Source organism: Nocardia sp. NBC_00403 (assembly GCF_036046055.1).
Classification (GTDB): domain Bacteria; phylum Actinomycetota; class Actinomycetes; order Mycobacteriales; family Mycobacteriaceae; genus Nocardia.
Map to the genome: position 1 here is coordinate 7,990,025 of NZ_CP107939.1, position 24,688 is coordinate 8,014,712.

The window sequence follows — 24,688 nt, forward strand, 5'->3', positions numbered from 1 at the left end:
CGGCGTCAGGCTCGGGCCGACGGGCTGGCGGACGTGGAGTTGGTGCCGGTCGAGTCGACGGCCTCGGCCTCGAGGACGAGTGCCTCCGCCTCGACGACGACGTCGGAATCGAGGCTCGCGGCGGCAAACGTCGACCGCATGCTCGGGCGACGCAGGAAGACCACCCAGGTCAGCGCGGCGCACGCCACATAGAAGGCCATGAAGACCCAGAACGCGGTGGTAGCCGACGCGGTCGAGGCGTAGGAAGACCGCAGCACCAGGTTGATGGCGACCCCGCCGAGCGCGCCGATGGCGCCGACGAAACCGATGAGGGCGCCGGAGGTGTTCTGCGACCACGCGGCCTGGGAGGCCTGGCTCACGTCCAGGCTCTTGGACTTGGCGTCGAAAACCGACGGGATGATCTTGGTGACCGATCCGTTGCCGATGCCGGAGAGCACGAACAGCGCGATGAACCCGCCGATCAACGTGATCATCACCGCACCGCTCGGCACACCGCCGTTGCGATCACCGACGGTGCTGACCGCCGCGACGATGACGGCCGCGACCATCATCGCCCCGAAGACGTACATGGTGACCTTGCTGCCGCCGATCTTGTCGGCCCATTTGCCGCCGTAGGGACGCGCCAGCGACCCGAGCAACGGTCCGATGAACGCGATCTGCGCGGCATGCAGCGCCGCCTGCGCCGCGGTATCGCCACCGGCCTTGAAGCTGATCTGCAGCACCTGACCGAAGGCGAAGCTGTAGCCGATGAAGGAACCGAAGGTACCGATGTAGAGGAACGCGATCGCCCACGACTGCGGCACCCGCAGCGCCGTGATCATGTACGACAGGTCGGCCTTCTGGTTCTTCAGATTGTCCATGTACAGCGCGGCGCCGACACCGGCCAGCGCGACCAGCACCAGGTAGGCAGCGCAGATCAGCGAGGCGTAGCCGTTGCCGAGGGTGGCAATGACCAGCAGGCCGAGCAGCTGGATGACCGGAACACCGATATTTCCGCCGCCCGCGTTCAGGCCGAGCGCCCAGCCCTTGAGCCGCTGCGGATAAAAGGCATTGATATTGGTCATCGAGGAGGCGAAATTGCCGCCACCGAAACCGGCAAAGCCCGCGACGACGAGGAAGGTCGTGTACGAAGTGCCGGGCTGGTTGATGAAATACAGCGTGAGCAGCGTCGGAATGAGCAGCAACACAGCGCTGAAGATCGTCCAGTTGCGGCCGCCGAACCGTGCCGTCGCAACGGTGTAGGGAATCCGCAGGATCGCGCCGACGAGGGTTGGCACAGCGACGAGAAAGAATTTGCCCGCCGGATCGATGCCGAATTTGTCGGTGGGCATGAACAGCACCATGACCGACCAGATCGACCAGACCGAGAAACCGACGTGCTCGGCGAAGACCGACCAGATCAGGTTTCGTTTGGCAACGTCTTTGCCGCCTGCCTCCCAGGCCGCGACATCTTCGGCATCCCAGCGCTCGATGTTGTGGTTACGCGTCAGCGTGCTCAACAAGGGCCTCCCAAAATCGGTTAGCCCAACCGTAGGAAACGGGTATTGCCGAAATGCTGCGCGAAATGACCGTCAAATCAACGGTTGCTCACGATTACCCGGCCACACAGGTGAGAACCCACCGAATGTTTCGGGCATGTGACGCAACGGTTTCCACGCGTCACAAACAGCCGACCTCGATATCGGCGGCCAGTGCGGGGTGTGACGCACAGCATCCTCGCCCTGTCACGACCTCGCAACTCGACGTGAGATTTCGGTAGTCGCGATGAACGCTATTGATTCCAGGTGTCTTCGAGCATCCGCGGCTTGCAGGCCTGCCACGCGCCGATGAGCAGCACCAGCACCGCGACGCTGAGCATTGCGAACGGCGCGAGCCAACCGCCGGTTGCGGTGTGCAGCATGCCGAACAGCAGCGGCCCGACACAGGCCACGGCGTAGCCGACACCCTGGGTGAAGCCCGACAGCGAGGCCGAGCCCTGCGGGGTTCTGGTGCGCAGGTTGATCAGCGTGAGCGCCATCGGGAAAGTGCTCGGGCCGAGGCCGAGCAGCACCACCCACAGCACCGGTGCGCCCATCGGTGCGATCAGCAGTCCGGCGAAGGCGATGAAGAAGAACAGCGCGCAGCCGACCACAAAGGGGAAGGGATTGCCGAAGCGCGCAACGATAGTCGGCGCTGTGAACGCGGAAACCAGCCCGACCAGCGCGAAGAGCCCGACCATTGCGCCGCCGAACGCGGCGCTCGCGCCCGCCTCGCCGAGGATCTTGGGCAACCAGGTGAAGATCGAGTACGTGGTCAGCGAGGTCATGCCGAACATGCCCGCCATGCCCCAGGCCACCGGCGAACGCCACGCCTTGCCCTTGGGCTCCTGCCTGGCGGGCAAGCCGGTCGAGTCGAGGACGTCACGGCCGCGGCGATCGCGCATTACGCCGATCCACGGCAGCGCCGCGGCGAATCCGAGCACTGCCCACAGGCCGAGCGAGATCCGCCAGCCGTGCGCCTCGGCGACGGGGACGGCAATAAGTGCGGGCACGACGGTGCCGAGCTGCACCATGGTGATGTAGAGCGAGCTCACCATCGCGAGCCGATCCGGGAAGTACCGCTTCACCAACGGCGGGATCACCACATTGCCGATACCCATGCCACCGAGGGCGAGGGCGGAGAAGACGAACATGGCCGCGGTGCTGCCGATGGTAGCCCTGATCAACATGCCGAGCCCGGCCATCAGCATGGCGACCATGGCGGTGCGTTCCAGCCCGAGCCTGCGCACGAAGATCGGCGTCAGCAGACCGGACACCGCGAACATCGCGGTCGGGATCATGCCGAAGACACCGATCACGGCGGTCGAATAGCCGATGTCGGCGCCGATTCGCTCGGCCAGCGGACTGAATGCGGTGACGGCAACGCGGAGGGTGAGCGCGGACACGACAATGGCGGCGAGGACCAGTAGGCGGCCCTCGGTCAGTGCACGTCGGCGGTGCTCGACCTGGTCGGCTGCCAGGCGAGTTGTCGTCTGCTCGAGGGTTGCGGTCACCGAGAAATCATAGGATGACCCGATGATAGGAGGCAACCATTTGTGATGGGCGGTACTCTGTTCCGGTGCAACCAGTCCGGCGCACCAGCCTCATAGCCCAGGTCACCGAACAGCTGCGTGCCGAAATCCGTTCCGGCCGTTGGCCTATCGGCTCTCGCATCCCTACCGAACCAGAGCTCACCGAGCTAACGGGCACCGGTAGAAACACCGTGCGCGAGGCGGTGCAGGCGCTCGTCCACGCAGGCATGCTGGAGCGCCGACAAGGCTCCGGCACCTATGTGATCGCCGCCTCGGAGGTAGGCGGCACGCTCGCGAAGTACTTCGCCGACGCGGAGGAGCGCGACGTCCTGGAACTACGCCAGGCCCTCGACTCCACCGCCGCCGCGCTCGCCGCGCGCCGCCGCGACGACTCCGACATCGCGAATTTGCGACGCCTGCTGGAGGAACGCAACCAGGAGCGTTGGAACGCGGAGAACGTGGCGGCCATCGAAGCCGACGTCGAACTGCATCGCGCGATCGTGGTCGCCAGCCACAATGCGGTATACCTCGAGTTCTACGACTCGCTGTTGCCGACCATCGAACAGGTGATCCGCGCGCGGACCAGGAAATCCGACGACGCGTTCGACGCGGAGCACAACGAGTTGGTACAGGCCGTGATCGATGGCGACCCCGATCGGGCCGCTCAGGCGGCGACCTGTTTCCTCGCCACACTCATCGCCGAATACCCCGCACGTGACGAACCTGTGCGATAGGTAACCGAGTGGTCACCGGGCGACTTCCCACCATGTGAGTCGGAATTGCCGGGAACGTCACCGACGGCCACTCGCGCGCAACAACCGGCTTCTACCTTTGTCTCGACCGTAGCTGGGCAACAAGCCGAGCCCAATCGAGAGGAAGCCGATGACCGCCACAGTAGCTGCCACCGGCCAGCAGTCGGACACAACAACTTTCGAGCACCAGAAGCGTGGTCGCTGGCTGGATACCTGGGAGCCGGACAACGCAAAATTCTGGGAATCGGGCGGCAAACTCACCGCCCGTAAGAACCTGATCTTCTCCGTGTTCGCCGAGAATCTCGGCTTCAGCGTCTGGGTCATCTGGGGCACCGTGGTGACCAGCATGGGCCTGGCGGGCTTCGACTTCCTGGCCGGCCTCGGCAAGGGCAACCCGACCGCGGTGAGCAATGCCCTGCTGCTGACCTCCACCCCGACCCTGGTCGGCGCGGCGCTGCGCATTCCCTACACCTTCGCCATCCCCAAGTTCGGCGGGCGAGCCTTCACCGCCTTCAGTGCGGCGATGCTGTTGATCCCGACCTTGGGCCTGGCCTATTTTATCAATCACCCCGGCACACCGATGTGGGTGTTCATGATCCTGGCCGCGCTCGCCGGTGTCGGCGGCGGCAACTTCTCGTCCTCGATGGCCAACATCAACTTCTTCTTCCCCGAAGGCAAGAAGGGTGCAGCCCTCGGCATCAATGCCGCGGGCGGCAACCTCGGCGTCGCCCAAACCCAGTTGGTGCTGCCACTGCTGATCACGCTCGGCACGCACATCATGGCCAAGGACGCAGCGGGCTACCGGTTCGGCATTACCCTCTCGGTCCTGGTGTGGGTGCCGTTCATCCTGATCGCGGCCTTCGGTGCGCTCCGGTACATGGACAGCATCAGCACCGCCAAATCCGATGGCAAGTCCTACAAGCTGGCGCTGACCAACCGGCACACCTGGGTGATGTCGTTTCTCTACATCGGTACATTCGGCTCGTTCATCGGGTTCTCCTTCGCCTTCCCGACCCTGATCAAGGCCAACTTCCCCGACCTCGCCAAGATCGGCTGGATCACCACGCTCGGCAACCTCGCGTTCCTCGGCGCACTGGTCGGCTCCTTCAGCCGCCCGTTCGGCGGCTGGGTGTCCGACAAAGCCGGCGGCGCCAAGATCACCGTGTACGTCTTCGGTGGCATGTCGGTGGCGTGCGCGCTCATCCTGGCCGCGCTGGAGCTGAAAAGCTTCCCGCTGTACTTGATTTCGTTCCTGCTGCTGTTCGTTCTCACCGGCATCGGCAACGGCTCGACCTACCGGATGATCCCGTCCATCTTCAGCGCCGAGGCCAAGAAGTACGCCTCGGAACACGGCCTGGATGCCACCGACGCCGTCGCATCGGCACGGCGGCAGGCAGGCGCCGCCATCGGTGTCATCGGCGCGGTCGGCGCGGCGGGCGGATACCTGCTGCAGCAGGCACTTCGCTTGTCCAACATCAACTTCCACAGCATGACCCCCGCGTTCTGGACCTACGCGGCCGCGTTCCTCGTGATGGCAACCGTCACCTGGTTCTTCTACCTGCGCTCCTCGCTCGGCGTCCAGCGGATCTCCTCGCTGGCCTACGCCAACGTGTAACCGCCAGCGCCGCAGTACAAGCCGAACGCCACACCGCTCGTTCCGACTCAGGTCGGGACCCGAGGTGTGGCGTTCGGCTTTCACCCGTCTCGACCCCCGCACGGCGCCAACGCTTTACGCTGGAAAGCGGACTCACATCGGGGTGACAGAGGTGAGCATTTGGATATCAGCAAGAAGTCGCAGACACCGTTGTATCGGACTGCGACGCGGGAGGACCTTGCCGACATCGCCGCGTTGGAGAAGGAACAGCTCGGGGACCTGGCTTGCTCCTATGTGATCCTGCGTCAATTGTTCGATCTGCACGGATCGCACTGGGTGGTGGCCGAAATCGGTGGGCACGTCTGCGGATACGCGATCGTCGGCATCAACGCGGCGCAGCTGGCGTGGGTGCTCGGGCTGGCCGTGGCCGAGGCCCACCAGCGTCGTGGACTCGGCACCGCGCTGCTCGAGCGGGCCGTCTCGGGTTGCCGCGCCGCCCGGGTCGAGCGGATCTTCATCACCGTGCGACCGACCAATCAGGGCGCCGCCTCGTTGTACAAGAACGCGGGATTCCAGTGGGTCGGACACGATCGGCGGTATTTCGGCGACGACGAGCCGCGCGACGTGCTGATGCACCTGATCCAACGCAGTCCCCTCGGCCCACCGATCGCCGGGCCGAACGACAAGCGATGGCTCAAGCCGTCGCCGGAGCCAACCAATAGCCGAATTCCATTGCTATGGTGGAAATAACGTCTTGCCGACGTGTCACTCCCGGGGGAGATTTACATGACCGATCAACCGGATCTGTCATCCACTTTCGTCGTGTCGATGACAACCCGGATCCATCGGCACGCCGCTGTGTACGCAGAAGAGATCATCGACCACCTCGCCGGTCTCGACGGCCGACACCGGCAGCCGCGTGAGGAGCGGCTGCTGGACTCCTTCAACACGCATGTCGAAACCGTCGTCGCCCGTTACGAACCACCCGGTATCCGGCGGCGCGGCGACAGCCTGGTATTCGCGGATCTCTATGCTACCACCCGCGAACCACATACCGACGACGACGAACATGGCACCATTCCGCTCGAATTCCTGGCCGCCCTGCTGGCCGCCGAAGTCGAGTTCCGCGGCCCGCTGCGGCTCAGCGGGACCCAGAGCACCATGCTCGCCGAGGTATACGAACGCCTCGGCGACTGCCTGCGCTCGGCCGGATTACCCGGCCACGCGGCACTCGCGTTCCGGCGCGCAGGCAGTCTGCATCGCCAGAACGAGGACGACGACGATGCCGACCGCTGTGGCCTCGCCCAGGCTCGCGCACGGTTCGAGGCCCTCCCACCCAGCTGGCGCCGGACCGGCGGCCATATCTCGGACCTGTTGTGCGGCTACGGATATCAGCCATTCCGGCTGCTGGCCTGGATGGCGCTGCTGCTGGTCGGGTTCACACTCATGATCAGCTTCATCACCGGCGTGGAGGTTCCTGCGACGTTCTATCTGTGCCTGATGAACTTCCTCAATCCGGTCGGCGTCGGCGACACCACAGACATCGGCGGTGTCGGCCAGACCCTGTTGGTGATCGAAGCGTACGTCGGCACGGTCTCGACCTCGGTGTTCTTCGCGCTGCTCGTCCGCAGGTGGTTCCGATTGTGAAACGGCTACCAATTCGTCGTGGACACCTTGGCTTCACGCAGTGCGGCCAGCGTCGCCACCGAAAGACGGTTACGCAACTGACCTACCCGACTGTCCCAATCACGAGTGAACCCCGGCCTGAGCTCCAACTGCTGCCACAGTCCGAGGAACGGCGGCGGAGTGTGCGCACCTGGCATCCACAGATGCGCGAGGTGTTCGAGAACCGCGGCGAGGACGCGCGCGGAATCCGGGCTCGCCGTGTCGTACCGATCCGCCTCCTCGACCGCGTTGACGACCGCGGTCAGCAGCCAGTCGTGCATCGCGAGGTCGGCGCAGAACTGTTGGGCCACAGCCAGATCCTCGATATCCCGCACGGTGATCTGCACGGTGCGGACCTCGTCGTCCTCCAGCCTGAACTCGACGTGCGGAACCTCCACGGCACCGAGCCGGGCAGTCCACTGCAACCGAGTCGAACCGGTCAGCAGCGGCGACCGCTGATCCAGTCCGCGATCCAGCCGCACCCTGGCCAGCAGCCGCTCGCTGATCGAACCGAGGTCCAGGGTGTCCGGCCCCATCGGCCGGTGCAGGAAACCGTGCACGAGGTCTATCCCGATGTCGCTTCTGATCTTGTTGATCACCTCGGTCACCCCGCCCCTGCGCAGATAGTGCTCCCACTTCTCGCGCTGCGGCCTGGCGGCACGCACGACTGCCGTGCGCACCGAACTCTGCAGCACCCGACCGCCGACCACCACGGCATCGGTGGCCACCGTACCCCTGGCCTCCGCCCTGGCGCCGGTGCCTGTCGCCAGCAGACAATCCACGCCGACCAGCATGGTGGGCGAGATCGCCATCGGAATGGGCCGCTCCCACGACCGCACCGGACGACCTGGCTTCAACGCCAGCAGATTACGAACCTCGACACGGCTCAATGCCCCCGAGGCCGGCACCAAGCAGGTGCGGACTTCTCCGAGGACGATGAGCGTGCGCTCCGGAAGGACCATCGCATCGGCCATCTCAGGCGATCGTCGCCCGGCCGGCCCAGGTTTCTGGGACGAACAGGTGCTCGAGTCGATGGCTGACCGGGCGCGGCACCGTGACACCGTCTTTGACACCGCTGCGCACAGCGAGGTCGATCACCTCGTCGTCGATCTCGAGGTGTCCGAGGATGACCTCGACCGCGTGCTCGATGCTGACGTAGGTGCGCGGCAGAATCGACACCGCCCGATAGGCGGCGAACGGGTGCGCGTCGGGATTCAATTGCACGACGGCGGGCATATCACGCCACGCCTTCGGCCAGGTGAATTCGCCGGAGTCGTCGGAAACGGGCCACAGTTGTGGTTGCGCCACCGGGGCGCCTTGGTATCGCAGGAGATCCAAGCGCATCAACTGCCACACCGACGCCAGGAAGGGGCAGGCCCACACCCGGTCCGCGTCCGCGCGAACCCGCGACTTCTTGGTCGGCACCGCCCACAGCTGGGTGTCGAGAAAGATCGAATGCTCACGGCGACCGTACTCCTCGGCGGGCCGGTATTCACCGCTGCGCATCGCCTGCACCGTGTCGTAGTCGGAGGATCGGCGACCGTTACACAGCCAGCCCGACACGTCGGTAGGCGGCCTGCGCCCTGTCGTCCGCAGAATCGGCTCCGGCACGATCCAGGAGGCGACCATCTCGGCAAGCGGAATGTGCGCACCGGTCGCGACGCCGTCCACGTACACCGGGGACTCGAAGCAACCTTCCTCACGGGCCAGATAGTCGATCGTCATACCACATTCATCGGCGGCTTTGAGCAGCTTTCCGATGATCTGTCCCGGGTCGGTGTCCGGGCCGAAGTAGTCATCGATCAGAAAGCACGTACTCACCTTGGCCTTCGGACCGAATTCGTCCTTCGCATAACCGATATTCGAGTCGAGGCGCCTTTTGACCTCTTTGAACTGCGCCCTGATCCGATCCTCGCCATTGGTGAGGTCGTTCATATAGAAATGCCCGACCTCGATAGACAGATGCGAAAGCGGCGCCGACGTGATCGTCGCGCTTGCCGTCGCCTCGCTGTAGCCCGCAGCGGTCTCCACTGGCGATCGAAATCCTTCCTGGAAGGGGGTGGGTCAGAACGTTTCCCACACAGCGTCATCGGTGAGCTGACGGGCAAGTTCACCGAAAGCAGTGGTGGTCTCGACATTGGCGATCTTCGCGTCGACATCGGCGTCGAGGATCACTTGTTCGCGCCACTGCAGCATCGGCTCCATCGGTGTTTCCCCGAGCAGCGTGCTCTGGCCCAGTTTCTTGGTGGACGCCAGCTTTTTGAGCGCCGCATTCTGTTTCAGCAGCCATCGGGCCTGCGCGGATTCGTCGTTGCCCGGTTGCGTGAACGGGTTGGGGACCGCCGTTCGAATGAACCGAATCGACTCGCGCAGCTTCTTCTCGTCGTGCCCGTACCCGACGCCGGACTCCAGCAGGCCACTCGGACCGTGCACCAGCGCGCTGGCCGCCATGATGTGCTGTCGCGTCCAGCGGTGGAAAATCAACCAGCGGATGGTCTCTTCGGCGAGCTGCGGATGTGCTGTCGCCTCGAGCACGAGCTGTGCCGCCGCCGAACGCCCCGCGCTGAGATCCACGATGACGACATGGAATTCACCCATCACCTTCGAAAGCAACTTCACGCATTGCTCGACCATGGCGGTTCCGGTGGTCGGGAATTCCGCGCCGCCCTCATCGCCTGGGAATAATACGAGCTTTCCGGAACGCATCGGCATGCGACACAGTTCGACACGATCGGATTTGGCGCGCACATCGATTCTGGTCGTCGTCTCTTTCTCGTTCAGCAGATAGGAGTGCAGCCCGGTGCCGTCGGAAATGCCACGTTCCACGGCTCCGATCTCGAACAGCGCTCCCGCGGTCGGCGAGCCGAAATCGAAATCCAGATACGCGACGTTCTTGCCGCTCATACACAGCCGAAAAGCGATGTTGCAGCTGGTCACCGAACGGCCGGTGCCACCTTTGTCGGAGGTCGAGAACACGAGCATGGCGTCAGTTGCTCCTCATCGCGTCCTGGTCGGCGTAAGCCAACTCGTCGAGTTGGTCCAGCGCTCGCATCGTGAGAACGACTGCGGTTCCCGGCCTTTCGTCGATCAACCGTCGTGCTCGGTCGAGATGGCGCTCGATCCGCGCGAGAGCCCTTCGGTTGGCCGTGAAGTCGGCGGCATTGACCTCGAGCAATTCACGATTGAGCAAATGTTCGGCCTCGTTGAGCAGCGCCACCGCGTCATCGACCAGTGTCACCGGACGCAAGGGCAGCGAGCGATAGGTGCGGTCGGCGGTGACGAGACCCTCGATCACCCGCTCCGTCAGATACCACGACGGCTGCGACGGCGAGGTGTCCGTCAGACCGAAGGCGCGTGCGGAATCGTCCCACAGGCCGGCGGCCGGCCCCTCCTGGATGACCCGCGAATCCAGGTGCTCCATCACCGATTTCGCGAGTTCCATCAAACGGTCGCGGGCGGTCACATTGCCGGACAATCTTGCCGCCTGCAGAATTCGTTTGAGCAGCACCGGCGCGAAGTCGGAGACAATCCAGGACAGCCTGGGGCCCTCGCCGATGTCCTCGGTGCCGACCAGTGACATCCGCACCCCGGGCACATGCACAGCCACCGAGGGGTCGTCCTTGGTGACGCGTCGGGTAATCCGGCCACGCCGGGCCAATTCGTCGAAGATCTCCACCGCTCGTGTCAGATCCTCGTCATTGGCGGTGCGGTTGACCAGATCCTGGATCAGCACCGCGGAAACGACGAGGCTGTAGTAGTCGGATTCCTGACCGTCGGAGGTTCGCCACGGGATGTCTTCCAGCGGCCAGCGACCGGCGCCGAACCGGGCAACGGTCGACCAGTAGAGCTGCGTGAGATGCCAGCGCGTCTGCAACGCCTCGGCCAACCTGCGCTGGGTCTCGTCGAGCAGGTCCAACTGCCGGGTCCGCTGCGAGGTGAGGTCGTTGATGCCGTCGAGCGCGACGACGCTGAAATACAGATATGGGCGTGGATCCGCGGTGCCGGGCTGATCGGCGATCTTGGCCTGCACGAAATCGATACTGTCGGCCTTCTTGGCGATGCCCCAGGTCCAACCACACTCGAAGAGCATGTCTTCGGCACCGAGTTCGGCACCGGGAACAGTAGCGAGCTTGATGCCGCGCAGCTGGGTACGCACCGGTTCCAGACCGCGAATAATGTTCTCCGCCATCACCTTCGGAGGCTGACCGGTCTGGTTCAACATTCTGACGATCGTCTCGCCCGGTTCCGACTTCGTCGACACCGTGTTGACCACGAAACTTCGCAGCAGACCGACCATCGCCGACGTCAGCCGGATACTGATCTTCGCGCTGAGCACGTGGATGCGTTCGCCGAGTTCCTTGGCTTCATCGTAGGTCTGTCCCTGCACAAACCCTCTGAAGACACGAAGGAAACCCAGCGCCGCGATGCTGAGGGTCAACGACATGGAGTACGAGTCGACGACCTCGATCTCGCGTTGCGCGGAAGTCGGCTCGAGCCCGCCGTTGGCCCGAAGATAGCTTCCTGCAGCGAATTCGGGCTCACCTTCGGGGTCGGTGTGCTTCTCGATGTACTCCTCGAGCACGCGGACGATGACCTCACCGATCCGCGTCGCGCCGCCCATCGCCTCGAGGGTGTCCTTGACGTCCTCGGCCATATCGTCCGGCCGGTCGAGCGCTAGCACATTGATTTCGGTGGCGGGATACAGCAGGCACAGCAACTGCTCGGCATCACTGATCGAGTTGGTGCCGTCCCGACCGCCCCACTGCCACTCGCCGTCCTTATAGCAGGTGGCGATCAAGGTCTTCCAAACATTCAAAATCTGTGCCCGAGGCTGAATTCTCACCTGCCGCCGTCCTCACCCCATGTCGCAGACATCAAGCAACCCAACGGATTACCGCACCGGCGACTTCGTCCAAATTAGCACGGGCGCCACACTTTTCGCGCGGCCTCCGCAAGGGTAGATCCAACCTGACACCGACACCTGCCGAGCCAGGTTTGCAACCGTCAGAGCATGGGCGACTGCCGAACAATCGGGGCAGTCGCCGAAGCAGAACACAGCCGCCGGACCGCAGCGGTTGTCAGAGCATAGTGCAATCGTGACGCAGGCCACAGTCCCCCCTCCCGGCGGGCCGCAGCAGAAGATCAACAACTCCTCAGAGCATGAGTCGGACCATGTCCGCGGTGCGAGCGAGACCGGGGAAGGCCTCCGGGGTCGACCTCGGGTGCAGTGCATGCACGGCGAGCCGAAACATGACCGCGCGCAACAACATCTGGGGCCATTCCGGAAGATCGGACCAGCGCTCGAGCAGGCCGTCGTCGGCGCCGCCCCACGCCAGCGCATCCACCACGATGACCCCGGCCGCCCATGGCGCCGGGCGCCAATAGGGGGTGATGTCGGTGAGGCCAGGGGTGAGCGCGCCTGCGAAAAGAACGGTGCCGAACAAGTCACCGTGCACCAACTGGGCAGGCGACTGCACCGGCTTGCGCAAGGTGGCCAACTGGCCGATGAGCTCCATGCTGCGCACGCCGTCCTGCGAGGTGGCCGGCGGCGTGCCCCCGGACCGCAGGCTGCGCAGCGGCACCGCCTCCCAGGCGGCACGGTCGGCCGCGACGAACACATCCACGTCCACCCACGGTGCCACCGGCGGCTGCACCAGAAAACGGGGCCGCTCCAGTTTCGCCGTGGCCTGATGCAGTCGCAGCGACACCGAGATCACCTCGTCGTGGCGCGGCTCGGGAATCCCCTCCAGGAAAGTGTCTGCGCGCCAACCAGATACGACATACCGGCCGTCGGTCGCACGGACCGGGCGGGCCAGTCGCAACCCGTCGACCTTCAATGTCTCGCGCACCTTTGCCGACCACGCCGCTCTGGCATGATCGGCAACGGGACTGAGCACCACATCACCGAGACGCCAGCCGCCGTCCCAATCTCCCAGCGAAACCGGGGTCACTTCGCGCAGACCGAACGTGGCACGCACGTGCTCGGGAGGTTCCACAGAAGTCACGGCCGTACCGTACTCCCAGCATCTGCCCCATAAAGGACGCCGCGCCGTAGGATCCGACGGCCCGTCCACGACGCCACCGGGACCCATGACGGGACCCGAGCGGCGCCGGAGCAGGAACGCGTCAGTACACCGGCAGTGACGGATCGACCTGGTTGGCCCAGGCGATGACACCACCCTGCAGATGGGTGGCGTCGGCGAAACCGGCGCGCTTGAGTGCGGCGAGAGCCTCCGCCGACCGGACACCGGTCTTGCAGTGCAACACGATCGGCCGGTTCTGTGGCAGTTCCGAGAGCGCGTCACCGGAGAGGATGCGGTCCTTCGGAATCAGCGTGGCACCATCGATATGCACGATGTCCCACTCGACCGGCTCACGGACGTCGATGAGCTCGATCTCCTTGCCCGCATCGATGAGCTCCTTCAGCTCACGCGCGGTAATGGTGGAACCGGCCGCGGCGACCATGCCCTCTTCGGACACCACACCACAGAACGCCTCGTAGTCGATCAGCTCGGTGATCGGCTGGCGCTCCGGATCCCGGCGCAGCTTGATGGTCCGGTAGTTCATGTCCAGTGCGTCGTACACCATCAGCCGCCCGAGCAGCGGCTCGCCGATACCGGTGATCAGCTTGATCGCCTCGGTGACCATGACCGAACCGATCGAGGCGCACAGCACGCCGAGCACGCCGCCTTCGGCGCAGGAAGGCACCATCCCGGGCGGCGGCGCCTCCGGGTACAGATCGCGGTAGTTGATGCCGCGGCCGTCCGGTGCGTCCTCCCAGAACACCGAGACCTGACCCTCGAAACGATAGATCGAGCCCCAGACATAGGGCTTGCCCGCCAGCACCGCCGCGTCGTTGACCAGGTAGCGGGTGGCGAAGTTGTCGGTGCCGTCGACGATCAGGTCGTAATCGGCGAACAACTCGACCGCGTTCTCCGGCTCCAGCCGGATCTTGTGCAGCCGGACGTCGATGCCGGAATTGATCTCCAGGATCGAGTCGCGCGCGCTGTCGGCCTTCGGGCGTCCGATATCGGACTCGCCGTGGATGATCTGCCGCTGCAGGTTCGAGGCGTCGACCTCGTCGAACTCGACAATGCCGAGGGTGCCGACACCGGCGGCCGCCAGATACAGCAGCGCGGGCGAGCCGAGTCCGCCTGCGCCGATCACCAGCACCTTGGCGTTCTTCAGCCGTTTCTGCCCGTCCACCCCCAGATCCGGGATAATCAGGTGACGGCTGTAGCGGGCGACCTCGTCCCTGGTCAGCTCCGCGGCCGGCTCGACAAGCGGCGGGAGGGACTTAGGTGATGACACGTCCAGGACTCCTCGAATCGAATTGGCCGATCGCAGTGCGGTAGCTGCGCTCCTGGCGCAGCTCCTCTTTATCCAACACCGACGACCGGACCGTTCTTCCCGCCCCATCGTCCCGCATTCGCGGGCCGCTCTAACCGCGGGGGTAAGGCCAGGGGTTGAAGCGACAGCGCTTGCCGTCCATCGGGACCACGCCGTCGGGATCGAGCGCGGCGATGTCATTGTTCTTGATGCCGAAGGTCTGCTGCATCATCACCGGCGCGAGTCCACCGTCGGTCTCGCAGGGCTGATGCTGGTGGTAACCAATGGCGTGACCGACCTCATGGTTGATCTGGTACTGCCGGTAGGAGCCGATGTCGCCCTCGTAGGCGATCGCGCCGCGCACCCAGCGCACCTCGGAGAGCACCACCCGGTGCTGGTCGGCGTTGAAGCATGAGGAGTCGATCGGGATGTCGAAACCGCATGCCTTGCGCGAGGATTCGCGCGAGGCGAGCGAGATGCGGAAGTCCGGTCGGCCCTGATCGATACGCTGGAAAGCGAACTTGCTGTCGTGCGCCCAGCTCTTCGGGTTGGCCAGGGTGGAGTCGACCATCTTGGCGACGGACTGGTCGCCGCCGAATCCGGACGTGTCGACTCCGTCCTCGATCTCGACGGTGTAGCTGAACTTGAACTCGGTGCCGGTACCGATTTGCCCGGTGGTCCCCGGCACCACATGCCAAGCGCCGGTACCGATTTCGGTGAACGCGCCACCGTCGGGCAGTGCCCCGGACGGCAGATCGGTCGGGAAGTGGCCGTCGCCGGGCGGTGCGCCGATGATGCCGGCGGATGCCGCGTGTGGGCTCAGCCGCCCGAATCCCGGCGCGCCGCTCGCAGTGCCCGCCGCGTCCGGTCCGCTGCGCACCGCGTCCACGATCACCAGCACGGTGACCACGAACAGCACCGGAAGCGCATAGGCGCGCCAACCATAAGTGGATACGAATCTGCCCAGTGCACTTTGCTTTTTGGTATCGCGTTCCGGCCGAGGCCGCTGACGGCCCTCGTCGGGTGCGGTGGGATCCCAGCGGGCCCGCAACGGCTGGTGGGATCGGTTCGCGGGTTGGTACAGACTCAGCGGGTCATAGACCTCGACCCCGCCAGGATCACGGGTGGTTCGGGACCGCGCCGGGGGGCCTGCCCCTGCAGAACCGGACGCGTCGGAGCCGGCGGGGCGGTGCGCATTTCGCCCGCCGCCGGGTCTTTCCGGTCGGTCGGTCACACACACCAGACTCTCACAACACACAAGACCCGAAAGCCGGGCACACCTCCAGACGCGGTTTGCTGCGACATTTCTCACCAGCGGGCAGGAGTGGGAACCCGGGTCCGCATATGGTCGATGAACGGGTATCGTTCTTGGGATACCCGGTGTACATCCCCTCTTGCCGGGGCATCGACTGGGAGAGCCGAAAATGACTGACCTCGTGGACCGGATGACGTCCCGCAGATCGTCGTCCGCCGCCGTGGCACCGACCAAACGCGGTACCCGGCTTCCACGCGACGAGCGACGGCTACAGCTGCTCGCGGCGGCAAGCGAAGTCTTCGTCCAGCGCGGCTACCACGCCGCGGGTATGGACGAGATTTCTCAATGTGCAGGCGTCAGCAAGCCGGTGCTTTATCAGCACTTCGCGAGCAAGCTGGAACTTTATCTGGCGGTGCTGCAGAACTACGTCGACATGCTGGTGTCGAGTGTCCGGCAGGCGCTGCGCTCCACCACCGACAACCGGCAGCGAGTGCGCGCCGCGGTGCAGGCGTATTTCGACTTCGTCGACAATGAGATGCAGGGCTTCCGGCTGGTCTTCGAGTCGGATCTGACCAGCGAGCCGCAGGTGCAGCGCCGGGTCGAGCAGGCCACCGAGGCCTGTGTCGACGCGGTGTTCGATCTGGTGGCGCACGATTCCGGGTTGGACCCGTATCGCGCCAGGATCCTCGCGGTCGGCCTGGTCGGCACCAGCCAGTTCACCGCCCGTTACTGGCTCGAGGCGGACCGTCCGATTCCGAAGGAAGAGGCGGTCGACACCACCGTTCAGCTGGCCTGGGGTGGCCTGTCACACGTGCCGCTGCACCCCATCGGCTGAGCGTTTCCCGGCATTCATCGGTCGTTCCGGAGATCATCGGTCGTTCCGGAGACTCTTCCGGGACGACCGATTTCGTCTGCTCGTACGGTAGGTCCGATGAAACGCAGCGGGTGTCGCAACCGTCGTCCTTCGAAACGACAGTTGCGACACCCGGTGGTTCGGCCCGAATACGCGGCGGACGAGCTCAGACGGCGGCGAAACCGACCCGGCCGCCGGTGGGCGTGCCGATCTCGACATAGGCGACCTTGGCGGCCTGGATCAGGAACTTGCGCCCCTTCTCGTCGGTCAGCGCCACAACGCCGCTTTCGCCGCTCAACGCACCGGTCACCAGCGCCTCGACCTCGTCGGGAGTCTGCGAGCTGACGATCACGATCTCCCGCGGGCTATCCGAAATACCGATCTTGACCTCCACGGCCAACCTCCGAACCTAGAGTCCTGTGCGGCGTGCGGACCTTGGTCCGCCCGAGCGCTCTTCGCTGTCCGATCAAGGCTAGTGCAGGGCCACCTCGCGCAGGCACACGACCACCTGCGCTCTCAGCGAACAGGGTCGCGCCGGTTACTTGGGCTCGATGAGCTGGATTTCCAGTTCGATCTTCACGGTGTCGCTGAGCATGCCGGGCAGCGGTCCGCCGACGCCGAAATCGGTGCGCTTGATCGTGCCGGTCGCCGAGAATCCGGCGTGCCGATCGCCGGTGGCCCCGAACTCCTGCACCCCGCCCCACTCGACCTCGAGCGTGATCGGCTTGGTGACGGCGCCGAGCGACGCCACACCTCCCACCACGAACGACTCCGTGATCAGGACCGGTTCGGTGGCACGGAAGGACAGCGTCGGCCGGTTGGCCACATCCAGGAAATCCGCGTTGCGGACGTGGGCGTCCCGATCGGCGTTACCGGTGTCGAAGGAGTCCAGATCGATGACCGCGCCGATGGTGGCCGCGCCGGATTCGTCGACGACGAACTCGGTCTCGAAACGCGAGAACCGACCACGAACCTTGGCAATGCCGAGATGCCTGATGCTGAACTCGACCGAGGAATGCAGCGGATCGAGCGCCCAAGAACCCGTGCTGAGCGAAGTGGCGGCTGCGGTATTGGATTCAGAAATTGTCATGCTTCGACGATTGTCGCGCCGCCATCGGGTAGCCAGACCGCCGTTATCCTGGACCTGACAGGGCGCGGATAACCATCCCAGGACGAGGCACGATGGAAACATGGCACGAAACGGATTCGCGGAATTCCTGATCGCGCGCCGCGGCGAATTGCGGCCGTCGGATGTCGGGATGCCCGAGGGTGGGCGCCGCCGCACCCCCGGGCTACGCCGCGAGGAAGTCGCGGTCCGTGCCGGGGTCAGCGCCGACTACTTGGCCCGGCTGGAACAGGGCAGAGACACCAACCCCTCGGTGGCGGTGATCGATGCGCTGGCCAAGTCGCTGCTGCTGGAAGGCAAGGACCGCAATCACTTCGGCTGGCTCGCCCTGACCTCCAGCAACGAGGAACGGTGCCCCAAGACCCCGTCCGCGGAGGAAACCCTCAGCCCCGGCATCCAGACGATCCTGCGGGCGCTGCATCCCACGCCGGCCTTCGTCGTGGGCCGACGGCTGAACGTGCTCGGCTGGAATCCGGCATGGGAGGACCTCGCGACCCCGCTCGGCCTCCTCGACGATCCGGCGCAGGTGAATCTGGCCTGGTACACCTTCATGCACCCGCTGGCACGAAAGGTCGTGCGGAACTGGTCGGAGGCGGCGGATGTTTTCTCGGCCGAGCTGTGCCGGGCCAAACTGCGCTGGCCCGGCGACGAACAGCTGCTCGAGCTGATCGAGGCATTGCATCACCATCCCGATTTCGCGGGGCGCTGGCAGCCGCATCGCCTGCAGGAGCGCCTCGTCGCCGAGTTGGATCTCGACCATCCCGAGCACGGCGCCATGAAGGTCGCCTTCGAAACGCTGGACGCGGGCAACGACCAGAGCATCATGGTCTGGCTCAGTGCACACGCCCAGGTCCGCGTCCCGGAATTGCGCCTGGTGTCCAAGCGCGCCGTCAACGAGTAACCGGGTCAGATACCCAGCACGGCCATGCGTTCGGCGTGGCTGGCCTGCATGCGCTCGAACAGCGCCGCGATGCCGTTGAGATCGCCGGTCGCGGTCAGCACCAGCTCGGTGAGTTCGTCGCGCTGGGCCATCACGTATTGCGCCTGGGTGATGGCCTCGCCGAGCAGCCGCCTGCCCCAGAGGGTGAGTCGGTCGCGTTCGGAGCGGCTGGTCGCGACCGCGCGCCGCACCTCCTCCACCACGAATTCGGAGTGGCTCGTCTCGGCGAGCACGTCCCGGACCACGGCGGCGACCTCGGGAGTAAGAGCGCCGGCAATCTCGGTGTAGAAGTCGGCGGCGATGCCATCGCCGACATAGAACTTCACCATCGACTCGAGCCAGGTCGAGGGGTCGGTGGAGTCGTGGTAGGCATCCAGTGCCCGCACATAAGGCGCCATCGCGTCGAAGATGTCGAGGCCGCGCTCGGCCAGTGCCGACTCCAGGGTCTCGAAGTGCCGCATCTCCGCGGCCGCCATCTTCGCGACCGCGACCTTGCCGCGCAGTGTCGGGGACAGCTTGGCCTCTTCGGCCAGTCGATAGAAGGCGGAAATCTCACCGTAGGCGAGCACCGCGAACAGCTCGGTGACCCCCGAGTGGCCAGCGGCGATGGACGAAACATCTAGCGCGGCAGATGACTGGGCTCCCATGCCACACAGCCTAGTACCCGACTCGCGCAGCTTCCCGCAGGAACTTGTCGAGATAGGTCCAGGTGGTGTCGCGAGCGGTCAGGCCTGCGAGGATGCCGAGGTGGCTGCCCGGGGCCGTTTCGTACCGCACGGACTGGGCGCCGGCGAGGGTCCGAGTGCCCGCCTCGACCGCGGCGGCCGGGGTGATGACATCGGTCGGCCCGCCGACAAGCAGCACCGGCGCAGTCACCTGTGCCAGTTCGATCCGTCGCCGGCCCAGGTGCACGACACCGCGGCCGATGTCGTTGTTGAGGATCAGCCTGCCCCAGAGCTGGCCGTAGAAGCGGCCGGGATACCCCGGCATCTCGGCCATGAAGCGGTCGATCGTCTCCATCCTCGCCAACGTTTCGGTGCGCGCGATATTGCTCGCCACGAACCACGGGCGGGTCAGTTCCCTGTCCCATGCGGTGATCTTGTAGGCGAACCGCGTCAGCGCGGCCGGGATGCCGCCCGCCGCGCGCACGGCCGTCGAGGTCGCGATTCCGCCGGTGAGCTTGGCGACTGCACGCAGTTGCGGAATGCCGGTCATCTTGTCGTAGTCCAGCGGCGAGCCGACCGCCGTGATGGACCGGATCGGCAGCTGCTGGTGTGCGGCGGCGGCGAGCAGCGCCAACGTCCCGCCGATGGACCAGCCGACGAGATCGACCGGCCGACCGTCCTGATCGGCGGAGGTGCGCAGGATCGCCTCCGGCAGGATGTCGTCGATCCAGTCCTCGAAGCCCATCCGCCGATCGGCAAAGGTGATCTCGCCGTAGTCGACGACATACGGCGTGCGGCCGGTGTCGAGCAGGAACCGAGCCAGGCTCTGATCGGGCCGCAGGTCGAAGCAGCTGGCGGGCGCGGCGAGCGGCGGCACGAGCAGGACCGCCGACCCTGGTGCGGCGCCGGCGGGTTCGGGGCCTTCGAAGCGGCGCAGCTGTCGGTGCGGTTCATCGGAAAGCACCGTCGACAGGGTGGGGTCCGGCGCCTCGACGCCGGGGCCGAAGGTCAGCGCCCAGGCATTGCGGGCGGCAATGGAGACGGTGTCTGCGAGGCTCACAGACAAAATCTCTCACACCGCCGGTACCGGCAGTAACAGGCAAGTCGGGTTTGCGGCTATGCGTGCCCCATTCCGATGGGGTTGATCGGCGGCACCAAGGATGCCTGTACCTGCTTCACCAGTGGTGCGAGGACAAACATCAGCTCAGCACTCGCATCCTGCGACAAGGTCGAGAGCGCGCCGTTCCATGCGGCATCGTCGGTGCTCGCCTCGACCCGCTGCAACAACTCCGCACCGCCGACCGTCAGTGACGGACTCGTCGGCTCGCCCTTGATCAGGCCGCGTGCGCGCAATTCGTCGGTATTGTCGGACCACTCCTGCTCCGACCAGCCGCGCGCGGACCGCATGACCGACGCCGGCACCTTGCCTGCGGCCACCTGGATCACCAATGCCTGCGCACCGGTCAGTCCGTGCGCGACCAGCGCGGCCACATGCCCGTCACCACGGTGCTCGCGCAACGACGTGGTGAGCTGCCACAGCGCGGCGACCGGATCCTCCGATAACGGCAATTCGGCATTCGCCGCGAACAGCGCCCGCCCGGTCGAATCCGCCGCGCGCAGCACCGGTGTCAGCAACTCGACGCCGCGCGCACATTCGGCATTCCCCGCACCCGCGCCGCGCAACAGCCCGGTCGACACGGCGAGCCTGGCCTCGAGGCTTTGCTGCGGGCTGGACCTGGTCCAGGCATCCGGCAGCGCTTTGCCGACCATGTCGGGGTGGAACCCGGCAAAGGTCGCGACCACGGTGCCCGCCGTCACAGCGCCGAGCGGGGCAGCCCGAAATGCGAAGTATGTCTGCCAATATCCGCGCAGGCCGATCGCGACTCCGGCGTCCTTGATCGGCGCTGCGAAATACACCACGTCGTGCAGTGGTTCGAGGCTGGTCCAGATTCGTCGCGCAAGATGAATTGCCATGTGGCGCAGCGTACGTCGGCGAGCCGCACGAGGAAACCGGACTTTTGTGTCGAATTTATCGCGGCAGCAATTCGAGCCGTGCACAATATCACGCTACAATCACTGCGGACAACGAAAAGTTTCGCCCGACCGAGTCGCCGGATCGCATGGTCACACGGGCACCGGGTGCGAGGTTTTCGACGTCCAGGAAAATGTGCGCGCACCAGATCCGCATCACCACAGCGCCGCGCCGATGTCTCCAGGTAGCTGCCGTACGGCACCCGCTGACATCAGGCTGTAGCCGGAGTGAGCATCACAGGCGGATACGTGGTTGTCGCGGGCCGACCGGTCCGCCCCACGCCTCGTGCGCGCGTGACGCGCTAACGAGGAAAGGCACGAACCTGAGCAAGATCACTGTCGAACAGGAACCGGGCTTGGCAGACACGCTGCTGACCGCCGAACTGGACGAAACCCACACTGCACCGACTTTTGCCGAATTGGGCGTGCGCGAGGAAATCGTGCGCGCACTCGGCGAGATCGGAATCGAACGCACTTTCGCGATCCAGGAACTCACCCTTCCGTTGGCGCTCGCCGGTGAAGATCTCATCGGTCAGGCGCGCACCGGCATGGGTAAGACGTTCGGATTCGGTGTGCCGCTGCTGCACCGCATTGCCACCGCCGACACCGGAACCACACCGCTGGACGGCACCCCACGGGCACTGATCATCGTGCCGACCCGCGAGCTGTGTATCCAGGTCACCCAGGATCTCGAGAACGCGAGCAAGTACCTGAAGAACCATCAGGGCCCGCTACGCGTGCTGTCGATCTACGGCGGCCGTCCCTACGAGTCCCAGATCGCCGCGCTGCGCTCCGGTGTCGACGTCGTGGTCGGCACCCCGGGCCGCCTGATGGACCTGGCCGATCAGGGCCACCTGATCCTCGGCAAGGTCGGCGTGCTGGTCCTCGACGAGGCCGACGAAATGCTCGACCTCGGCTTCCTGCCGGATATCGAACGCATTCTCGGCATGGTGCCCACGCAGCGCCAGACGATGCTGTTCTCGGCGACCATGCCGGGCCCGATCATCACCCTGGCCCGCACCTTCCTGAGCAGGCCGACGCACATCCGGGCCGAGGAGCCGCACGATTCCGCCGTGCACGACCGCACCGCGCAGTTCGTCTACCGCGCGCACGCGCTCGACAAGAGCGAGTTGATCGCCCGCATTCTGCAGGCCGAGACTCGCGGCGCGACGATGATCTTCACGCGCACCAAGCGCACCGCGCAAAAGGTGGCCGACGACCTGGCCGAGCGCGGGTTCTCCGTCGGCGCGGTGCACGGTGACCTCGGACAGATCGCCAGGGAGAAGGCGCTCACCAAGTTCCGCAAGGGCGCCATCGATGTGCTGGTCGCGACCGATGTCGCGGCGCGCGGCATCGACATCGACGACGTCACGCACGTCATCAACTACCAGTGCCCGGAGGACGAGAAGACCTACGTGCACCGGATCGGCCGCACCGGCCGTGCCGGGCGCACCGGCGTCGCGATCACCCTGATCGACTGGGACGAACTCAATCGCTGGGCGGGCATCGATAAGGCGCTCGGTCTCGGTATCCCGGAGCCGGTGGAAACCTACTCGCGCTCACCGCACCTCTACTCGGAGCTCGGCATCCCGGAGGGCGTGACGGGCACCGTCCGCAAGCCGAAGGTGGAGCGCGACGAGGACGCCGTTGTCGTCGAGCGGCCCGCGCGTGCCCCACGCAAGCGCAACCGCAGGCGGACAAGGGCCGGGGAGCCGATCGACCCGGCCGATGTCACCGGCACCGAGGACGGCACGGTCGCAACGTCCTCCGAGACCGTGGCACCCGTCGACAACGGCGAGGCCGAGGACGAGAACTCCGAGAAGCCTGCCCGTCGACGTCGCCGTAGGCGCAAACCCGCAGGGGATGCCGACGCGACCACGGACACCGCCGGTGCAGACATCGGTAGTGCCGACAACGGCACCGCCGTGGCCGACAGCTCCGACAACGGTACCGCCGAGGTGGGCGCGAGCGCGGACAACGGCGGTGACGACGCCGCGGCGGCCGACCAGCCCGCGCGACGTCGACGTCGTCGGCGCAAGCCCGCGGGCGAGAACGGCAGCGAGAACGGCAACGGCATCACCACAGAAGTAGGCGCCGCAGCCACGGCATCCGTCTAGTCCGGCGGATCCGCTACTCTCGCAATCGTGCTCGAACCTGAGCGGCGGACGCGCGCCGACATCATCTCCGCAGTCGCGATCGCCGTGCTCGTGGCGATCGCGGCGGCGTTGGTGTGGGCGCGCGGCGACGCCAACGGCACCGAGTCGCTGACCGCGGAACATCCCGTGCCGACGCCGCCCGCCGCGGAACAGTTGCCGACCGCCCTGCACGAACTGTGGCACGCGCCCGACGCGGCGACCGCACGCGCCCTCGTCGCCGGTGGCGCGGTGATCACCGGCGATGACGGCACCGTCGTCGGCCGCGATCCACAGTCCGGTGCGCAATTGTGGCTGTATCGCCGCGACATGCCGTTGTGCGGGGTGGAGTCGCAATTCGGCACGGTGGTCGCGGTGTACCGGGATCAGCGGGGCTGCAGCCAAGCCACCCTGCTCGCGGGCGAGGACGGTTCGCGGCGCACCGCTCGCAGCAGCTACATGGACGAGACGCTGCAGTTGTCCGTCGACGGCACCTACGTGCTCGCCAAGGGACCGCAGCGGCTGGAGATGTGGCGCTCGGATCTCGTGCGCACCCTCGAATACGGCTATGTCGACGCGCCGGTGAATGTGAAAACTCAACCACGCAAGGGCTGCTCCCTACTGTCGGCCGGGTCGAGCGCCTCTCGGGTCGCGGTACTGGAGCGCTGCCCGGAAGACCCTGCCGACCGGCTGACCGTGCTCAACCCGGCACCGAAAGACAACACCGTCCCCGAGGAACACGGCTCGCACGTGCTGATGGGGCCGGGGACCGATTCCGCCGACGCCCGGGTGATCGCGGTGTCGGACAACCGAATTGTGCTGTACCTACCCGGCGGGCCCGCGGCCCCGGGCGTGGAAGCCGCGACACCACGGCTCGCCGTCTACGACGGCACCGGGAATCCGCTTATGGTGCACCAACTTTCCGCGCCGCTGACCGACAAGGCGACGACAACTCGCATCAGCTCCGCCTTCTTCGTTTTCACCGGCAACAGCGTGATCGCGTTGAGTGCCAGCACTTTCGACCCACTGTGGACCACCCCGAACGCCCTCGGCGGACCCGCATTCATGGCAGGCAAGCTGCTCGTTCCGGTGACCGGAGCGCTCGCCGCTCTCGACCCGACGTCCGGCGCCGAGACAGCCCGCATCCCGGTGCATCGCCAGGGCTCCGAAAACTCCCCCATCTCGCTCGCCGTACTCGGCACCACGGTGCTGGAAAAGCGCGGCACGCAGCTGTACGCGCTCGGCCAGTGACGACCGATTTCGCAAGCACATGGGTAACTCACCGGGTACCTGTCAC

22 protein-coding genes are annotated in these 24,688 nt (G+C 65.7%); 8 read left to right on the forward strand and 14 right to left on the reverse strand.

Translation table 11 applies throughout. The annotated features are described in order from the left end of the window. Nucleotides 1–5: 5 nt before the first annotated feature. Complete coding sequence (locus OHQ90_RS35895; RefSeq protein WP_328405264.1) at nucleotides 6–1,502, reverse strand: nitrate/nitrite transporter; 1,497 nt, start codon at nucleotides 1,500–1,502, stop codon at nucleotides 6–8. Nucleotides 1,503–1,771: 269 nt separating this feature from the next. Continuing rightward, the gene (locus OHQ90_RS35900) at nucleotides 1,772–3,031 is read right to left on the reverse strand and encodes an MFS transporter (protein WP_442941254.1); all 1,260 of its coding nucleotides are present in this window, start codon (nucleotides 3,029–3,031) and stop codon (nucleotides 1,772–1,774) included. Between the two features lie 65 nt (nucleotides 3,032–3,096). Between OHQ90_RS35900 and OHQ90_RS35905 the strand changes: the two genes are divergently transcribed. From OHQ90_RS35905 to OHQ90_RS35920, 4 genes are all read left to right on the forward strand, one after another. Beyond that, entirely contained in the window at nucleotides 3,097–3,783 is a 687-nt protein-coding gene (locus OHQ90_RS35905; RefSeq protein WP_328405266.1) for a FadR/GntR family transcriptional regulator, read from the forward strand. Between the two features lie 148 nt (nucleotides 3,784–3,931). Then, nucleotides 3,932–5,416: a nitrate/nitrite transporter gene (locus OHQ90_RS35910; RefSeq protein WP_328405268.1), complete on the forward strand. Its 1,485-nt coding sequence runs from the start codon at nucleotides 3,932–3,934 to the stop codon at nucleotides 5,414–5,416. Nucleotides 5,417–5,575: 159 nt separating this feature from the next. Further along, entirely contained in the window at nucleotides 5,576–6,145 is a 570-nt protein-coding gene (locus tag OHQ90_RS35915) for a GNAT family N-acetyltransferase (protein WP_328405270.1), read from the forward strand. A 36-nt stretch (nucleotides 6,146–6,181) separates the two neighbouring features. Then, nucleotides 6,182–7,042, forward strand: a complete 861-nt coding sequence (locus tag OHQ90_RS35920) for a hypothetical protein (RefSeq protein WP_328405272.1) — start codon at nucleotides 6,182–6,184, stop codon at nucleotides 7,040–7,042. A gap of 5 nt (nucleotides 7,043–7,047) precedes the next feature. Here the strand turns inward: OHQ90_RS35920 and OHQ90_RS35925 are convergent, their stop codons facing one another. The 7 genes from OHQ90_RS35925 to OHQ90_RS35955 form a co-directional block, all read right to left on the reverse strand. Continuing rightward, entirely contained in the window at nucleotides 7,048–8,034 is a 987-nt protein-coding gene (locus OHQ90_RS35925) for an SCO2521 family protein (RefSeq protein WP_328405274.1), read from the reverse strand. Nucleotide 8,035: 1 nt separating this feature from the next. Further along, on the reverse strand, nucleotides 8,036–9,091 hold the full coding sequence (locus tag OHQ90_RS35930) for an SCO2522 family protein (protein ID WP_328405276.1): 1,056 nt from the start codon (nucleotides 9,089–9,091) through the stop codon (nucleotides 8,036–8,038). Between the two features lie 33 nt (nucleotides 9,092–9,124). Continuing rightward, nucleotides 9,125–10,042: an SCO2523 family variant P-loop protein gene (locus OHQ90_RS35935; RefSeq protein WP_328405278.1), complete on the reverse strand. Its 918-nt coding sequence runs from the start codon at nucleotides 10,040–10,042 to the stop codon at nucleotides 9,125–9,127. 4 nt (nucleotides 10,043–10,046) lie between these two features. Further along, a complete protein-coding gene (locus tag OHQ90_RS35940) occupies nucleotides 10,047–11,903 on the reverse strand; it encodes an SCO2524 family protein (protein ID WP_328405280.1) in 1,857 nt (618 codons plus the stop codon). A 310-nt stretch (nucleotides 11,904–12,213) separates the two neighbouring features. Continuing rightward, entirely contained in the window at nucleotides 12,214–13,065 is an 852-nt protein-coding gene (locus OHQ90_RS35945) for a TIGR02569 family protein (protein ID WP_328405282.1), read from the reverse strand. 121 nt (nucleotides 13,066–13,186) lie between these two features. Continuing rightward, entirely contained in the window at nucleotides 13,187–14,371 is a 1,185-nt protein-coding gene (gene moeZ / locus OHQ90_RS35950; protein WP_328405284.1) for an adenylyltransferase/sulfurtransferase MoeZ, read from the reverse strand. Nucleotides 14,372–14,501: 130 nt separating this feature from the next. Further along, nucleotides 14,502–15,623 (reverse strand): DUF3152 domain-containing protein, encoded by a 1,122-nt coding sequence (locus tag OHQ90_RS35955; RefSeq protein WP_442941255.1) that lies wholly within the window; start codon nucleotides 15,621–15,623, stop codon nucleotides 14,502–14,504. Between the two features lie 190 nt (nucleotides 15,624–15,813). On the opposite strand from OHQ90_RS35955, the gene OHQ90_RS35960 reads away from it, so the two are divergent. After that, nucleotides 15,814–16,479, forward strand: a complete 666-nt coding sequence (locus OHQ90_RS35960; protein ID WP_328405286.1) for a TetR/AcrR family transcriptional regulator — start codon at nucleotides 15,814–15,816, stop codon at nucleotides 16,477–16,479. A 184-nt stretch (nucleotides 16,480–16,663) separates the two neighbouring features. Here the strand turns inward: OHQ90_RS35960 and OHQ90_RS35965 are convergent, their stop codons facing one another. Both OHQ90_RS35965 and OHQ90_RS35970 read right to left on the reverse strand, forming a co-directional pair. Beyond that, nucleotides 16,664–16,891: a DUF3107 domain-containing protein gene (locus OHQ90_RS35965; RefSeq protein WP_328405288.1), complete on the reverse strand. Its 228-nt coding sequence runs from the start codon at nucleotides 16,889–16,891 to the stop codon at nucleotides 16,664–16,666. A 144-nt stretch (nucleotides 16,892–17,035) separates the two neighbouring features. Next, nucleotides 17,036–17,587 (reverse strand): YceI family protein, encoded by a 552-nt coding sequence (locus tag OHQ90_RS35970; protein WP_328405290.1) that lies wholly within the window; start codon nucleotides 17,585–17,587, stop codon nucleotides 17,036–17,038. A 100-nt stretch (nucleotides 17,588–17,687) separates the two neighbouring features. On the opposite strand from OHQ90_RS35970, the gene OHQ90_RS35975 reads away from it, so the two are divergent. Continuing rightward, nucleotides 17,688–18,524, forward strand: coding sequence for a helix-turn-helix transcriptional regulator (locus OHQ90_RS35975; RefSeq protein WP_328405292.1), 837 nt, complete (start codon nucleotides 17,688–17,690; stop codon nucleotides 18,522–18,524). Between the two features lie 5 nt (nucleotides 18,525–18,529). Here OHQ90_RS35975 and OHQ90_RS35980 read toward each other — a convergent pair whose 3' ends face one another. The 3 genes from OHQ90_RS35980 to OHQ90_RS35990 are packed head-to-tail and all read right to left on the reverse strand — an operon-like array spanning nucleotide 18,530 to nucleotide 21,202. Then, nucleotides 18,530–19,210 carry a ferritin-like fold-containing protein gene (locus tag OHQ90_RS35980; RefSeq protein ID WP_328405294.1) on the reverse strand — a complete coding sequence of 227 codons (681 nt, stop codon included), beginning with the start codon at nucleotides 19,208–19,210 and terminating at the stop codon, nucleotides 18,530–18,532. 10 nt (nucleotides 19,211–19,220) lie between these two features. Further along, the gene (locus OHQ90_RS35985) at nucleotides 19,221–20,288 is read right to left on the reverse strand and encodes an alpha/beta fold hydrolase (RefSeq protein ID WP_328405296.1); all 1,068 of its coding nucleotides are present in this window, start codon (nucleotides 20,286–20,288) and stop codon (nucleotides 19,221–19,223) included. 56 nt (nucleotides 20,289–20,344) lie between these two features. After that, the gene (locus OHQ90_RS35990; RefSeq protein WP_328405298.1) at nucleotides 20,345–21,202 is read right to left on the reverse strand and encodes an SCO6745 family protein; all 858 of its coding nucleotides are present in this window, start codon (nucleotides 21,200–21,202) and stop codon (nucleotides 20,345–20,347) included. 413 nt (nucleotides 21,203–21,615) lie between these two features. Here OHQ90_RS35990 and OHQ90_RS35995 point away from each other — a divergent pair, with 413 nt between their 5' ends. Together OHQ90_RS35995 and OHQ90_RS36000 are read left to right on the forward strand one after the other, a co-directional pair. Continuing rightward, a complete protein-coding gene (locus OHQ90_RS35995) occupies nucleotides 21,616–23,376 on the forward strand; it encodes a DEAD/DEAH box helicase (protein ID WP_328405300.1) in 1,761 nt (586 codons plus the stop codon). Between the two features lie 27 nt (nucleotides 23,377–23,403). Continuing rightward, nucleotides 23,404–24,642: an Rv3212 family protein gene (locus tag OHQ90_RS36000; RefSeq protein ID WP_328405302.1), complete on the forward strand. Its 1,239-nt coding sequence runs from the start codon at nucleotides 23,404–23,406 to the stop codon at nucleotides 24,640–24,642. Nucleotides 24,643–24,688: the final 46 nt, after the last annotated feature.